At 62.4% G+C, this 13,874-nt stretch carries 11 protein-coding genes and 1 pseudogene; 6 read left to right on the top strand and 6 right to left on the bottom strand.

Features of this window, described 5'->3' with window-relative positions:
• Positions 1 to 448: 448 nt before the first annotated feature.
• Both rimO and HMPREF1022_RS11490 read left to right on the top strand, forming a co-directional pair.
• Positions 449 to 1,777 (top strand): 30S ribosomal protein S12 methylthiotransferase RimO, encoded by a 1,329-nt coding sequence (rimO, locus tag HMPREF1022_RS11495; RefSeq protein ID WP_008682680.1) that lies wholly within the window; start codon positions 449 to 451, stop codon positions 1,775 to 1,777.
• A gap of 185 nt (positions 1,778 to 1,962) precedes the next feature.
• Positions 1,963 to 3,633, top strand: coding sequence for a glycosyltransferase family 4 protein (locus HMPREF1022_RS11490; RefSeq protein WP_009303232.1), 1,671 nt, complete (start codon positions 1,963 to 1,965; stop codon positions 3,631 to 3,633).
• 112 nt (positions 3,634 to 3,745) lie between these two features.
• On the opposite strand, the gene HMPREF1022_RS11485 is transcribed toward HMPREF1022_RS11490, so the two are convergent.
• Positions 3,746 to 4,639 carry a flagellin N-terminal helical domain-containing protein gene (locus tag HMPREF1022_RS11485; RefSeq protein WP_008682678.1) on the bottom strand — a complete coding sequence of 298 codons (894 nt, stop codon included), beginning with the start codon at positions 4,637 to 4,639 and terminating at the stop codon, positions 3,746 to 3,748.
• Positions 4,640 to 5,210: 571 nt separating this feature from the next.
• Here HMPREF1022_RS11485 and HMPREF1022_RS11480 point away from each other — a divergent pair.
• On the top strand, positions 5,211 to 5,741 hold the full coding sequence (locus tag HMPREF1022_RS11480) for an Hsp20/alpha crystallin family protein (RefSeq protein ID WP_008682677.1): 531 nt from the start codon (positions 5,211 to 5,213) through the stop codon (positions 5,739 to 5,741).
• A gap of 220 nt (positions 5,742 to 5,961) precedes the next feature.
• Here the strand turns inward: HMPREF1022_RS11480 and HMPREF1022_RS11475 are convergent, their stop codons facing one another.
• The 3 genes from HMPREF1022_RS11475 to fba all read right to left on the bottom strand — a co-directional run bounded on the left by HMPREF1022_RS11475 (position 5,962) and on the right by fba (position 9,307).
• Positions 5,962 to 6,855 (bottom strand): flagellin N-terminal helical domain-containing protein, encoded by an 894-nt coding sequence (locus HMPREF1022_RS11475; RefSeq protein WP_008682675.1) that lies wholly within the window; start codon positions 6,853 to 6,855, stop codon positions 5,962 to 5,964.
• A 322-nt stretch (positions 6,856 to 7,177) separates the two neighbouring features.
• The gene (gap, locus tag HMPREF1022_RS11470; protein ID WP_008682673.1) at positions 7,178 to 8,179 is read right to left on the bottom strand and encodes a type I glyceraldehyde-3-phosphate dehydrogenase; all 1,002 of its coding nucleotides are present in this window, start codon (positions 8,177 to 8,179) and stop codon (positions 7,178 to 7,180) included.
• A 201-nt stretch (positions 8,180 to 8,380) separates the two neighbouring features.
• Positions 8,381 to 9,307 (bottom strand): class II fructose-1,6-bisphosphate aldolase, encoded by a 927-nt coding sequence (fba, locus tag HMPREF1022_RS11465; protein WP_008682670.1) that lies wholly within the window; start codon positions 9,305 to 9,307, stop codon positions 8,381 to 8,383.
• 689 nt (positions 9,308 to 9,996) lie between these two features.
• Between fba and HMPREF1022_RS11460 the strand changes: the two genes are divergently transcribed.
• Positions 9,997 to 10,542 carry an RHS repeat-associated core domain-containing protein gene (locus HMPREF1022_RS11460; protein ID WP_009303231.1) on the top strand — a complete coding sequence of 182 codons (546 nt, stop codon included), beginning with the start codon at positions 9,997 to 9,999 and terminating at the stop codon, positions 10,540 to 10,542.
• Here the strand turns inward: HMPREF1022_RS11460 and surE are convergent.
• A complete protein-coding gene (surE, locus tag HMPREF1022_RS11455) occupies positions 10,493 to 11,251 on the bottom strand; it encodes a 5'/3'-nucleotidase SurE (RefSeq protein ID WP_009303230.1) in 759 nt (252 codons plus the stop codon). The two genes, HMPREF1022_RS11460 and surE, sit on opposite strands and share 50 nt — an antisense overlap.
• 145 nt (positions 11,252 to 11,396) lie before the next feature.
• Between surE and HMPREF1022_RS11450 the strand changes: the two genes are divergently transcribed.
• Positions 11,397 to 12,458 carry a 3'-5' exoribonuclease YhaM family protein gene (locus tag HMPREF1022_RS11450; RefSeq protein ID WP_009303229.1) on the top strand — a complete coding sequence of 354 codons (1,062 nt, stop codon included), beginning with the start codon at positions 11,397 to 11,399 and terminating at the stop codon, positions 12,456 to 12,458.
• The gene (tmk, locus tag HMPREF1022_RS11445; protein WP_009303228.1) at positions 12,434 to 13,087 is read left to right on the top strand and encodes a dTMP kinase; all 654 of its coding nucleotides are present in this window, start codon (positions 12,434 to 12,436) and stop codon (positions 13,085 to 13,087) included. Before HMPREF1022_RS11450 ends, tmk begins: the two co-directional genes overlap by 25 nt.
• A gap of 292 nt (positions 13,088 to 13,379) precedes the next feature.
• On the opposite strand, the pseudogene HMPREF1022_RS11440 reads toward tmk, so the two are convergent.
• Positions 13,380 to 13,874: pseudogene (locus HMPREF1022_RS11440) on the bottom strand (IS5 family transposase); the annotation flags it as partial.

The raw sequence follows: 13,874 nt of genomic DNA, 5'->3' as shown, positions 1-13,874 counted from the left end.
ACCGACCGTACCGTACCGTCCGTCTATAGTGTCTCTCTCTCTCTCTCTCTCTCTCTCTCTCTCTCTCTCTCTCTCTCTCTCTCTCATAGGCCGTCCTTCAGCGCATATTCGGGAGACGACGGCAGGCAATTGGACAGGGACCGCCGAAAGGAACATCGTGCCCTTTTGTCTCAACGGCAAAAGAGACCCGTGCCATGTAACACTCTTGCTCACGGCGGGCTCGCGTCCGGCGGCCGGTACCGTGTAATATTTAAGCGTTACGCGATACTAGCATGTTGGCTATCGGATTAACAAGATGTGCGGCGGATCCATTTCACCTCCCGTCTCCAAAAATCTTTGGCCGGGGCAAGTCCCTTTTTTTGCCGTTGCCCTCCAAAGAGGTGTGTCTGCCCCACGCGCCGGGAGCGGGCCGGATGACAAGCGGGCGCGGCCGCTGTACTATGCGGCGATGAGCACCCATACCACAATGAAAACCCTGCCGGTCTGGTCCCTGAGTCTGGGGTGTCCCAAAAACCGGGTTGACAGCGAACGCCTGCTGGGTTCCTTGGGCCTGCCCGTCAAAAGCGTGGCCCAGATGGGCCGGGCGCGGCTGGTCTTCATCAATACCTGCGGCTTCATCGCTCCGGCGGTGCGCGAGTCCGTGCGGGCCGTGCTGGATGCCGTGAACCGGCTGGCCCGTTGCAAGAACAAACCCCTGCTGGCCGTGGCCGGTTGCATGGTGGGGCGTTACGGCGCGGAGGAGCTGGCCCGTGAGCTGCCCGAGGTGGACCTCTGGCTGCCCACCGGAGATCTGGCGGACTGGCCGGCCATGCTGGCACGGGCCTTGGGCCTGCCGCGTCTGCCGGAAGGGCCAGGGAGCGGCGGGCGTCTGCTTTCCACCGGACCATCCTATGCATGGCTGAAAATCGGCGAAGGCTGCCGCCACAACTGCGCTTTCTGCACCATCCCGTCCATCCGGGGCGGCCTGCGCTCCGAACCCGTGTCCGATCTGCTGGCCGAGGCTCGCGGCCTGCTGGAGCAGGGGGTGCGTGAACTGGTGCTGGTGGCGCAGGACGTCACCGCCTGGGGCGGGGACCTGGGCGAAAAGAAAAGCCTTTTGCATCTGCTGGAGGGGCTGCTGGGCCTGGACGGCCTGGCCTGGCTGCGCCTGCTCTACCTCTACCCCAGCGGGGTCACGCCGGAACTGCTGCGCTTTATGAGGGAATCCGGCGGCCCGCTGCTGCCCTACCTGGATATTCCCCTCCAGCACGCCCACCCCGAGGTGCTGGCCCGCATGGGGCGGCCCTTTGCCGGTGATCCCCGGCGCGTGCTGGACCGGGTGCGCGACGCGTTGCCGGAAGCCGCCGTGCGCACCACCTTCATTGTGGGCTATCCCGGCGAAAGCGAAGCGCATTTCGACAGCCTCTGCCGTTTTGTGGAGGAAAGCCGCTTCCAGAACATGGGTGTGTTCGCCTACCAGGCCGAAGAGGGCACCAAAGCCGCTGGACTGCCGGATCAGGTGCCGGAAGAGATCAGGGAGCGCCGCCGCGCCACGCTGATGGAGATCCAGGCGGGCATCAGCGAAAGTCTGCTGGCGGAGCGTGTGGGACAACGCTTGCCCGTGCTGGTGGACGCGCCGCATCCGGAATGGCCCGGTCTGCACAGCGGCCGGGTCTGGTTCCAGTCCCCGGAAGTGGACGGCATGACCTATGTCAGCGGTCCCGGCGTGAGCCCCGGAGCGCTGGTGGAGTGCGACATTGTGGAGAATGCGGAGTACGATTTGACGGCGCTGGCCTGAGCGCCGGTCATAATACCGGATTGCGGCAACACGGGGCAATCGAATGAAAGCCTCAATCATGGATATTCATTGGCTTCCATATGTGGGTCTTCCTTCCTTAAAATTACAACAAGACTGACGCAAGAGTATTTTTCTTTTTCGTTCTATTCATTCGATTGTTTTGGGCAGCATCGCGGGAGAGATTGATGGGAGGAGGCATTTTCGGCACGCTGCACCCCTTTCTGGAAGGCGGCGCGGTGTATGGCCGCAAGGTGGCCAATACAGGCTTTATGAAAGCCCTGTTGCGGCTTGATCCCTTTGATGAATATCATTTTTTTGTGACCGATCCGGATGCGTTACGCACGGCTTTTGCCGCGCGCAACGATCTGCCCGGCGCGGCGCGCGGGGCCGTGAAAATTTTCAGCCGCCTGGATCTGGCAGACGCGCTGCGCGCCACGCCCTACCACTGCTTTCACCTTTCCGATCCCGTTTCAGGGCAGCCGGAACTCGCCGCCCTGCGCAACGCCCTGGCCTCCCGAATTTTTCCCATTACCAGCGTCAATCACAGCATCAGTTATCTTGACTACGCCCAGCGCTTTCTGGCCCATATCTGGCCCGGCGTTACAGCGCGCGACGCCATCGGGGCCACGTCGCGGGCCGCGTCCAGGGTATTGGCGGGCTATTTCGCACAATTGCGGGAAGGCTATGGCCTGAATCCGGACTGGCTCCAGCCCCGGCTTGAGACCATTCCTCTGGGCGTGGACCCGGAAGCCTTCCCGGAGTCGACGCCGGAGGCGCGCCGCGCGGCCCGTGCGCGTTTCGGCCTGGCCGACGGGGAGACCGTCTGCCTGTTGCACGGGAGAATAAGCCTGGACGACAAGCTGGACGCCATGCCGCTGCTGTATGCCCTGCGCCGGGTCATGGAGGCCGACCCCACAGCCCGACCGCGTCTGCTCATGTCCGGGGGAGCCCGCCCCGGCGACCATTACCCGGAAGCCCTGGAAGCCGCCGCGCGGGCACTGAAGGTGCCGTTCAGCCTGTTGCCCGACCCCGCGTCCGATGCCGTGCGCGCGCTTTTCGCCGCCGCTGATATCTTTGTGTCGCCCTCGGACAATATTCAGGAAAGTTTCGGTCTGACCCTGTTGGAGGCGGGCGCGGCGGGCCTGCCCGCCGTAGTTTCGGACTGGGACGGCTACCGGGACTTGGTGGAGCACAATGTCACCGGTTTTCTGACGCCCTGCCTGGCTCCGGCGAGCACGCCCCTCCTGGACCGTCTGGCCCGCGTCTTGCCCGACAATATCCATCAACTGTTCCGGGCCCAGCAGACGGCGGTGGATGTTCCGGCGCTGGCCGAAGCCCTGCGCCGTCTGATCTGTGACGCGCCTCTGCGGGCCCGCATGGGAATTGCGGCCCGGCGGCGCGTGCTGGAAAACTTCACCTGGGAGGGCGTGATCCGGCGCTGGCTGGACTTCTGGGACGCGCTCTGGCGGGAGCCCCTGGATGCGGCGGAGGAAAAACGCATCCGCGCGGCCCGGCATCCGGCTTTTTTGCGTCTCGGAGAGCTGTTTTCCGGCTACCCTTCCGCGGGATTCTCCGCCGATGCGGATCTGTCCGGCGGCCCGCTCTGGCTGCGTACCACGGCCCGGGGCGAGCGCGTGCGGGCCGGGCGCGAATTCTGCGTGGTCTGGCCCGGCCTGGAACTGTGCATGGACGGCGTGGAATTCCGCCGCTTGCTGGTACAGGCCCGACACCCCGTGCGGGCGGATGAACTGATCCGCCGGGCCTGTCCGCCGGGTCGCAGTGTCGAGGGCGCGCGCTTCACCCTGCTCTGGGCTTTGAAGAACGATCTGCTGGAACGGGTGGAAGAGCCCCGCTGACGCCCCGCCTTTTCCGGATTGCGGCGTTTTGAGCCGGACGAAACATATCCCCGGAGGGCGTGACCCCCCGGGGATATGTGGTCTGCGCGTGCCGTGCACGCCCTCAACCAGGCTAGCCGATGAGCTGCATGGCCATCTGCGGCATGCTGTTGGCCTGCGAAAGCATGGCCACAGCCGACTGGGTGAGGATCTGGTTACGGACGAATGACGTCATTTCCGTGGCCACGTCCACGTCGGAAATGCGCGATTCAGCCGCCTGCAGGTTTTCGGACTGAGTGGTAAGGTTAGAAATGGTGTTTTCCAGACGGTTCTGCAGCGCGCCCAGATGCGCCCGGATCTTGTCCTTGGAAACCACGGCGTTGGTCAGGCCCACCAGAGCCTTCTGGGCCTGTTCCTGTGTGGAGACCGTACGGGCGTCGGCTGTGGTGCTGCTGGCGGTCGCCTGATTGCCCACACCCAGAGCCGAGGCGGTGCTCGTGCCGATCTGGATGTAGTAATAGTCTTCCGCCGAGTCGTTGGCCGTGCCGAAGTGGATCTTCATCTTGCCCGTGGAGGTCATCGCCGAGCCACTGTGCGTGCTACTGGACAGATTGCCGTTCAGCAGATGGATGCCGTTGAAGTCCGTGGAGTTGGCGATTCGGGTGATTTCCGAAGCCATGGCCTGATATTCGGACTCAATCATCAAACGCTGGGTGGAATCGTAGGTACCGGTAGCCGCCTGTTCGGCCAGTTCCTTCATGCGGGTCAGCTTTTCGTCGATGACGCCCAAGGCGCCGTCGGCGGTCTGGATGAGGGAAATGGCGTCGTTGGCGTTGCGCACGCCCTGTTGCAGAGCCGTGATGTCGGTGCGCATCAGTTCGCGGATGGCCAGGCCCGCAGCGTCGTCAGCCGCGGAATTGACGCGCAGGCCTGTGGACAGGCGCTTGGTCGAGGTCTGCAAGTCGCTGTAATGTCCGGTCAGGGTGTTGGCGACATTGGTGGCCATTTGGTTGTGATTGATATACATGACATTCCTCCATGAATGTGCTGTCTGCCCGGCGGTGCACTACGCACGCCCGCTTCCTTGCGGACTGCCGCCGCACAATGCCTGCGCAAGCAGGGTTTATGATGTGTTCCCAGTGCGCTTGCCTGTCCTTTCGGCACAACAGCCGAAAGCATTAGGTGCGCGGCCTCAGCCTGCAAGGGAAAATCCCTTGTCTTCCCTGACTCGTGGCGTCAGGGGAGGCAAAAAATGCCTGAAAACCTGCATCCAGTCTTAAGCATGATCCGTGCCAAAAAGAGCGTCGGAAGCATGGCGCGCAAAGGGGTTGCGCTGCCTTGAAGACCGTATGGGGCGGGAATTGCCCCTCCATGCGCCTGTTGCGCCTTGGCGGTCGCAATGCCGTCCCCGGCCGCTTCCCTGCATTTTGGCGCGGAGCAATCACTCATTCCAAATGTGAACCGCTCTAAGCCGCCCCTGCCCATGGCTTGGGGGGAAGGGCGAACATGCCTCCGGCCTGAAACTTTTCCACAGCCTCTTGACGCAATAAAAGGGATGATTACCCATAAGATAGAATGATTTTCACAGGAGGTCAGTTATGAACAATACGCGTTTTCTTCCCCGCCGCTGGTTTGCTCCTCGTGAGGCCGCGCCCCGTCGGGACGACCTGCCCGTGACGCCCGTGCGTGACGATATAGACAATTTTTTCCAGAATATGTTCAACGGCATGGTCACGCCGTGGGAAGCCATGAACGAGTTTTTGCCTTTTTGGCGGCATCAGCGGGCCGAGGCGGACATCCTGCCCAGCCTGGACCTGACCAGCGACGAGAAAGCCTATGTGCTGAGCGTTGAGCTGCCCGGCGTGGAGCCGGAAAACGTCAGGTTGGAAGTGCGCGACAATGCCCTGATCGTGGCAGGCGAGAAAAAACAGGAAAACAGGGACGACAAGAAAAATCAGCATGTGCTTGAGCGGGTCTATGGTTCCTTTCAGCGGGTTCTGGCTCTGCCGGAAGACGCGGATGCGGAGGCCGTCACGGCCACGCACAAGAACGGCGTCCTGACCGTCACCATCCCGCGCAAAGTGCCTGCTCAGTCTCGGGCAAAATCCATTGAGATAACCAGGGAGTAAAGTCCTCCTCCATACGGGCCAGCGCTCCGGCTCGTGAGCCCCCGCCGTTCTGGCGGGGGCTTTTTGTATCAAGGGATAGTTTATTATGTCGAAGCCTCGGGATGCAAAAAACCCCGATCCGTGAAACGGACCGGGGTTTCCCTCACATTGTTACGGTCGGGCGGCACTCCCCTGCCGCACGCCCGGTTATGGGTCGTCTCCCTCCACCACGAAGTTTTTCCTAGCCGATGAGCTGCATGGCCATCTGCTGCATGCTGTTGGCTTGCGACAGCATGGCCACCGACGACTGGGTAAGAATCTGGTTGCGGACGAACGACGTCATTTCCGTGGCCACGTCCACGTCGGAAATGCGCGATTCAGCCGACTGCAGATTCTCGGCTTGGGTGGTAAGGTTGGAAATGGTGTTTTCCAGGCGGTTCTGCAACGCGCCCAGATGCGCCCGGATCTTGTCCTTGGAGACCACGGCGTTGGTCAGGCCCAGCAGAGCCTTCTGGGCCTGTTCCTGCGTGGAGACCGTACGGGCGTCGGCTGTGGTGCTGCTGGCGGTCGCCTGATTGCCCACACCCAGGGCCGAAGCGGTGCTCGCGCCGATCTGAATGTAGTAATAGTCTTCCGCCGAGTCGTTGGCCGTGCCGAAGTGCACCTTCAGCTTGCCGGTGGCGCTGAGAGCCGCGCCGCTGTGCGTACTGCCGGACAGATTGCCGTTCAGCAGATGGATGCCGTTGAAGTCTGTGGCATTGGCGATTCGGGTGATTTCCGAAGCCATGGCCTGATATTCGGACTCAATCATCAAACGCTGGGTGGAATCGTAGGTGCCGGTAGCCGCCTGTTCGGCCAGTTCCTTCATGCGGGTCAGCTTTTCGTCGATGACGCCCAAGGCGCCGTCGGCGGTCTGGATGAGGGAAATGGCGTCGTTGGCGTTGCGCACGCCCTGTTGCAGAGCCGTGATGTCGGTGCGCATCAGCTCGCGGATGGCCAGACCCGCGGCGTCGTCAGCCGCGGAATTGACGCGCAGGCCCGTGGACAGGCGCTTGGTTGAGGTTTGCAGATTTCCGTAATGGGATGTGAGGGTGTTGGCCACGTTGGAGGCCATCTGGTTATGATTGATATACATACATTCCTCCATGAATGCTGTATGCCACGGGCGGTGCCCAATGCCGACGCGTCCATGCGTCCTTCCGCCTCTATAATCCTATCGGCGTTCTTTCGGATATGGATTAGAGCTGGTGGGAAAATTTTTCCTACCAGCATCCCACTGTGTTTTTTATGTTTTTGATGGAAGAGTGAAAACGGCTTGATTTTTTCGGCGCGCGGGCGGCAAATTTTTCCTCCCCGCGCATGCCGCGCGGTCAGGCGACACGACGTCAAAGGCCCCGCCTGTCCATGACATAATCCATGGACAGGCGGGGCCTTTGACGTCAAAAACACTGTGAAACTCAGCAGTCCTTGCCCACCATGCGCAGCAGGCGCAGCAACTGGTTGGTGAAGCCCGCCTCATTGTCGTACCAGACCAGCAGCTTGAGCATGGTCTGGTCCAGCACCTGGGTGGACAGGGCGTCCACCACGCCGCCGTAGGTGCTGCCCCTGTAGTCGATGGAAACCAGGGGCTCCTCGGAAAAGCCCATATTGTCCCTGAGCGCGCCCTGGCTGGCGGCTTTGAGCGCCGCGTTGACGGCGTCGGCGTCACAGGGCTTTTCCACCTCACAGGTCAGGTCCACCAGCGAGCAGTCAAAGGTGGGCACGCGCACGGACATGCCGTTGATCCGGCCTTCCAGCTCAGGCATGACCACGCCCACGGCCTTGGCCGCGCCCGTGCTGGACGGCACCATGGAGACGGCCGCGGCCCGGCCGCGCCGCCAGTCCTTGTGCGAGCCGTCCAGAATGCGCTGGCTCATGGTGTAGGAATGGATGGTGGTCATCAGGCCGTGGCGGAAGCCGAAGTTCTCATGCACGACCTTGACCGCCGGGGCCAGGCAGTTGGTGGTGCAGGACGCGGCGGAGATGATGGCCTGCTTGGCCGGATCATAGATCTCCTGGTTCACGCCCATGACGATCATGGCGTCCACGCCCTTGCCCGGCGCGGAAATGACCACCTTTTCGGCCCCGCAGTCCAGATGCCGGGCCAGACCCTCGCGGTCCTTGATGGTGCCCGTGGTTTCCACGGCAAGGGTCACGCCCAGGCGTTTCCACTCCCATTCCCCGGCCTTGCGGCGGGTCACCGCGACGTGGCGTCCGTTGACGATGATGCCGTTGTCATCATGACCCACTTCACCGGCAAACGTGCCGTAGGTGGAGTCGTATTTGAACAGGTAGGCCAGGGCGGCGTTGTCCGCGCGGGCGTTGATGGCCGCGATCTGAAGATCCTGATCGTCGGCCAGCAGGCGCAGCAGATAACGGCCGATGCGGCCGAAGCCGTTCATTCCCAATTTTACGGGCATGGTTGCGCTCCTTGTGTGCGAATACGTTTAGAGTATTTCAAATCTGAAATCCTCTAAGGAAGCGCTGAGTAATGAAGATTTTTGTTCTCTGCCAAGGAAGGCGAACTGCGGGCGAAGGGAGTATATTCAGACATATTCGACCGTCGCACGGAGTGAGCCTGACACAGGCAGAGGGCAAAAAGACCATTAATCAGTACTTCCCTAACTTTTCCCCGAAGAACCCATCACATTGCGGATCTTGTGCGCCACCATGTTCTTGACGGCCTCGCGGGCCGGGGCAAGGTAGGAGCGCGGGTCGAACTGTTCCGGATGTTCGGCCAGGAACTGGCGGATGGAGGCGGTGAGCGCCAGGCGGATGTCCGTGTCCACATTGATTTTGCACACGCCCATGCTCGCGGCCTTGCGTAACATGTCTTCGGGCACGCCCCTGGCCCCGCCCACCTGGCCGCCGTACTTGTTGCACAGTTCCACAAACTCCTGGGGCACGCTGGAGGCCCCGTGCAGAACCAGAGGGTAGCCGGGCAGCTTGGCGCTGATGGCTTCCAGGCGCGGGAAGTCCAGTTTGGCCTCGCCCTTGAATTTGTAGGCCCCGTGGCTGGTGCCGATGGCCACGGCCAGAGAGTCGCAGCCCGTGCGTTGCACGAAATCCACCGCCTGGTCCGGATCGGTGTAAACATGCTCGGCGGAACTGACGTGTTCCTCGACGCCGGCCAGCTTGCCCAGCTCGGCTTCCACCCAGACCCCCTTGGGGTGGGCATAGTCCACCACCTGTCTGGTCAGGGCGATATTTTCCTCATAGGGCAGGTGCGAGCCGTCGATCATCACCGAAGTGAAGCCGCCGTCAATGCAGTCCTTGCACATCTCGAAGCTGGGGCCGTGGTCCAGATGCACCACCACGGGCACGGCGGGGTCTTCGATCAGGGCGGCCTCCACCAGTTTCATGATGTAGGTCTGACCGGCGTATTTGCGGGCTCCGGCGGAAACCTGGAGGATCACCGGGGATTTTTCCTCGGCGGCGGCCCGCATGATGCCTTGGACGATTTCCATATTGTTGACGTTGAACGCGCCTACGGCGTAGCGCCCGGCGTAGGCGGCGGCGAACATTTCTCTGGGACCCATAAGAGGCATGGCTTCCTCCTGTTCTGCTTGCGGTATGGGCCGGGGAAAACATGGTCCCCGGCCGGATAATGGAGGTCTGACATATATCCCATATGCCGGAAAAGCGCAAAGGGAGAGAAGCTTTCCGGCAGGGCGACGGCCGCCGACCCGGCCGGAAGGGACGCGGGCCGGATCAGTGCCGTCCGGAGAAGGTGATTAACCACCTAAAATTAAAATAATACTTTTAAAATAAAAAGATTTTTTGCAATAGTATAAAAATAAATATATTTATCCTGAACAAAATTTAATTTTTACAGTAAATCTATAAAATGGAGGCTGTATGTATCAGGATTTGTGGACAAAAAATCCGTGCCCGAATGTTTTTCCGTCGCGGTGGACCGTGATGCCGGGGGCAAAATCCTCCGCCGGGAGGAGCATTGGCCCGAGGGCGTGCGCCGCTTTCGCTACGCCTATGATGCGTCCGGCCATCTGCTCCGCGTGCAGTGCGATGGCCGGGAGCGGGAGGCCTATGCCTATAGTGAGGCCGGGCAGCGGGTGGAGGACATGGCGCGGGGCATCCGCTATATGTATGACGCCGACGGGCGTCTGGGCATCGCGGGCGGCTTCTGGGGCACGGATAAGGACTATTTTTTACTGGGTCTGGACCAGGTGGCTCGTTCCGCGCCCTGGTCAACGGCGCGGGCGGCATCGTCAAGCGCGTGGACTATGACAGCTTCGGCAATGTGCTCTTCGACAGCCTGCCGGAATTGTACATTCCGCTGGGTTTCGGCGGCGGCATTGTGGACGGGGCTACGGGCCTGGTGCGGTTCGGTTGCCGGCACTATGATCCGGAGGTGGGCCGCTTCATCAGCCGTGACCCGGCCAAAGACCGGCGCGGCGACGGCGACCTGTATGACTACTGTGTGGATGATCCCGTGGGCAGGGTGGATCGGGACGGCCGTTTCTTCTTCCTGCCCCTGTTGGCGGGCATCGGCGGCGCTGTCATGGGCCCGCTCGGCTCCTGGTTCGCCGCCAAGTCGGCGGACAAGATGAAGGAAGAGCGGACGGGCAAAGCCTCCACCGCCGCGCGGGACGGCGTCGCCAAGGTGGCCCCGCTGGTGGGCATGACGGCGGCCACCGGGCTTGCCGCCGGGAACCTCGCCGTGTCCGCCCCATGCGCGGCGGCGATAGCGGATACGGGCCGATCTCGCCGCTTCAGCGCAGCTCCATGCCTTCCAACTCTTTCAGGCCCGCGTGATCCGTGAATTCAAAACAAAGCGGCGTCACAGTGATATAGCCCCGGTTGAGCAGGTCCTTGTCCGACCCGGCGTTGATGGTATGGGCCGGGATTTCGCCTTCCAGCCACCAGTAGGGCGCGCCGCGCGGATCAAAACGCTCCAGATAGACGTTTTTCCAGACCGCGCTGGTCTGCGGGCAGACGCGCAGGCCCTTGGCCTCATCCAGGGTTCCCGCCGGGTAATTGAGGTTGATCACCCGGCGCGGGGCCAGGCGGGACCAGTCGATGCGTCCGGCCAGGGCCACGGCGTGGCGGGCCTGGGGCAGCAGGTCCCCGTTGCCCAGATGGTCGTCGTGGGAGACGGCCAGGCTGGGCAGATCCTCATGGGCCGCTTCCGTGGCCGCGCCCACCGTGCCGGAATAAAGGATGTCCGGCCCCACATTGGGCCCGGCGTTGATGCCGGAAATCACCATGTCCGGCTTGCGGGGCAGCAGGCGGCCCAGCGCCAGCTTGACGCAGTCCGTGGGCGTGCCGTATATGCCCGTGCCCCTGAAGCCGGGCTCTTCGAATTCCATGGCCCGCAGGGGGTCGAAGACAGTGAGGGAATGCCCCACCCCGGATTGCTGGCGCATGGGGGCCACCACATGCACGCTGTGCCCGGCTTCCAGCAGGGCCGCGTACATGGCCCTGAGGCCCGGAGCCCGGATGCCGTCGTCGTTGGTCAGCAGAACGTCCATTTGACAATACCTCGGAAAGAAGGGAATCTGCAAAGACAGGGATTCCCGCGCCGCCGTGGCCCGCGCGGGAGAAAAGAGTCATTCAAAGCACGGGCGCGGCGGGCCGGAGCCCGGCCCCGGTCGCGCGCCGTAACGCGGACAATATATGGAAAAAGGTTCTTACGTCAAAGACATCGGCCCGGCCTCCGAGGCGCGCGGCCTGTTCGTGGTCAGTCAGGCGGCCCAGGGCCAGTCGCGCAACGGGCCCTACTGGCGGCTGACCCTGGCCGACGCCAGCGGCAGCCTGGAGGCCAAGATCTGGCATCCGCTCAGCGCGGAGTTCAGCGACATTCCCGTGGGCTCCGTGGTCTGGGCCGAAGGCCGCGCCGGCCTCTACCGGGACCAGGTCCAGCTCACGGTGGAACAGTTGCGCCCGCTCTCCGAAGAGGAGGGCGCGGCTGTGGACCAGGCCGCGTTGCTGCCCGCCAGCCCATTTTCCCTGGACGAAATGCTGGACGAGCTGCTGGCCCTCTGCAGAGAGGAATTCAGCCACGCGCCCTGGCGCAAGCTGGTGCTTGGCGTGCTCAACAATCAGGAATTGCGCGCGTCTTTCCGGGTTTGTCCGGCGGCCAAGGGCGTGCACCACGCCTATGTGGGCGGCCTGCTGGAACATACCTTGAGCGTGTTCAGGCTCTGTCGGCGCATTGCCGACCAGTATCCCGAACTGGACCGCCAGGCCCTGCTGGCCGGGGCCCTGTTCCACGATTTCGGCAAGATCCGCGAATTTTCCGGCGGCCTGGCCAACGACTACACGGATGAAGGGCGCCTGCTGGGCCATCTTATGCTGGGCGTGGAAATGCTGGCCCCGTACCTGGCTAAATCCGGTCTGGACGAGGGGTTGCAACGCCATCTCAAGCATCTCATCCTGAGTCATCACGGCGAGTTGCAGTTCGGCGCGGTGCGCCAGCCGCACACCGCCGAGGCTCTGGCCCTGCACTATGCCGACAACCTGGACGCCAAAATGGCCCAGTGCCGGGGCCTGTTTGACCAGTTGGGCGGGGAAGGCCAGGACTGGACGCCCTGGCAGGCCACTCTGGGGCGGCCCCTGTACCGGGCCCCGCGCACCCCGGAAGCCTCGAAACCGGAGATCGCGGCTTCCGCCTCGTCCGCGGCAAAAGGCCGTAAAAAAGCGGTGAGGGAAGAATGTTTATCTCTTTTGAAGGTATAGAAGGCTCGGGCAAGTCCACGGCCCAGCGCCTGCTGGCCGAGCATCTGCAAGGGCTCGGATACGACCCCCTGCTCACCCGCGAGCCGGGCGGCTGCGCTCTGGGCCGCAGCCTGCGTCCCATTCTGCTGGACGCCCGCACGCGCGGCCTGTCCAGCCGGGCCGAGCTCTATCTCTTCCTGGCGGACCGCGCCCAGCATGTGGCCGAGGTCATCCGCCCGGCCCTGGAAGCCGGGCAGACCGTGCTCTGCGACCGCTACGCGGATTCCACCCTGGCTTACCAGGGCTATGGCCGCGGCCTGGACCCGGAACATCTGCTCCGCATCAATGACATGGCGACCGGCGGCCTCATGCCGGACCTGACCCTGCTGCTGGACCTGCCTGTGCATTGCGGCCTGGAGCGGGCCGGTCTGCGCAACCGGGAAGAGGGCACCGTGCTCTCCGAGGGCCGTTTCGACGCCGAAAGCCTGGAGTTTCATGAGCGCGTGCGCCAGGGGTACCGGAGCCTGGCCGCCGAGGAACCCGAGCGCTTTGCCATCATCGACGCGGCCCAGCCGCCCGAGGATGTGGTGCTGCAATGCCTTTCGGCGGTGGAGGCCTCGTTGCGGCAGCGGGGCAGGGGACTGGACTAGAGCAGATTCCCTTTGAAACGCTACACGTTTCAAAGGGGTCATTCCGGCAAAAAGCGTGGTTATCGTTGCTGTCGATCCCCATATGGTTCCGTTGTCGCCAACGGGGACAGTCCTTCGGACCGCCTTCGGTCGCTTTGCCGGAATCCACGCCGCGTTGCTCTCGATGCCTGTACGTCCTTTGGGCTACAGGCACGGCCCTGCGGGCCGCCCGTCGAGTTGGTCTTCGCAGCGCACCTCACCGTGTTCGCTGTTAGAACATTTCAGCGTTGAAATGCTCTAGGGTCTGTTAACACTATTTCAGGGCTATAACAATTAACGCAAAGACGACAAAGGCCAGGAACATGACATCGAGCTTGTCGAACCGAGTAAAAACACGGCGGAAGCCTTTGAGCCTCCTGAAAAGCCGTTCTACCTCATTACGTCTTTTGTATAGCTCTTTGTCATACTCCCACGGTTTCAGTCGGTTGGGATTGGGCGGCACCACCGGAGTGAAGCCCAACTCACGTCCCAAGCGAGTCGTTTCATTACCCTCATATGCGCCATCCATAAGCAAGCTGCACGGCGCTGGCATCGGCCCCAACTGGACAAGCAGCCTGCGCCCCTCGGGAGCATCGCCGGCGTTGCCGGGAGTGAGGCTGAAATTCAACGCGCATTCAGCATTCGCGGCAACCATATGAAGCTTGGTCGTCCAGCCGCCTCTGGACTTTCCGATGGACTGCGGACCTGTTTTTTAAGGCCCCTGTTCCATCGGGATGAACCTTAACAATAGTACTGTCGAGAGAAACTG

It is taken from the genome of Desulfovibrio sp. 6_1_46AFAA (assembly GCF_000224635.1).
Taxonomy (GTDB): domain Bacteria; phylum Desulfobacterota; class Desulfovibrionia; order Desulfovibrionales; family Desulfovibrionaceae; genus Desulfovibrio; species Desulfovibrio fairfieldensis.
The sequence above is the reverse complement of the archived record's forward strand: the minus strand, read 5'-3'. Positions and strand labels throughout refer to the sequence as shown.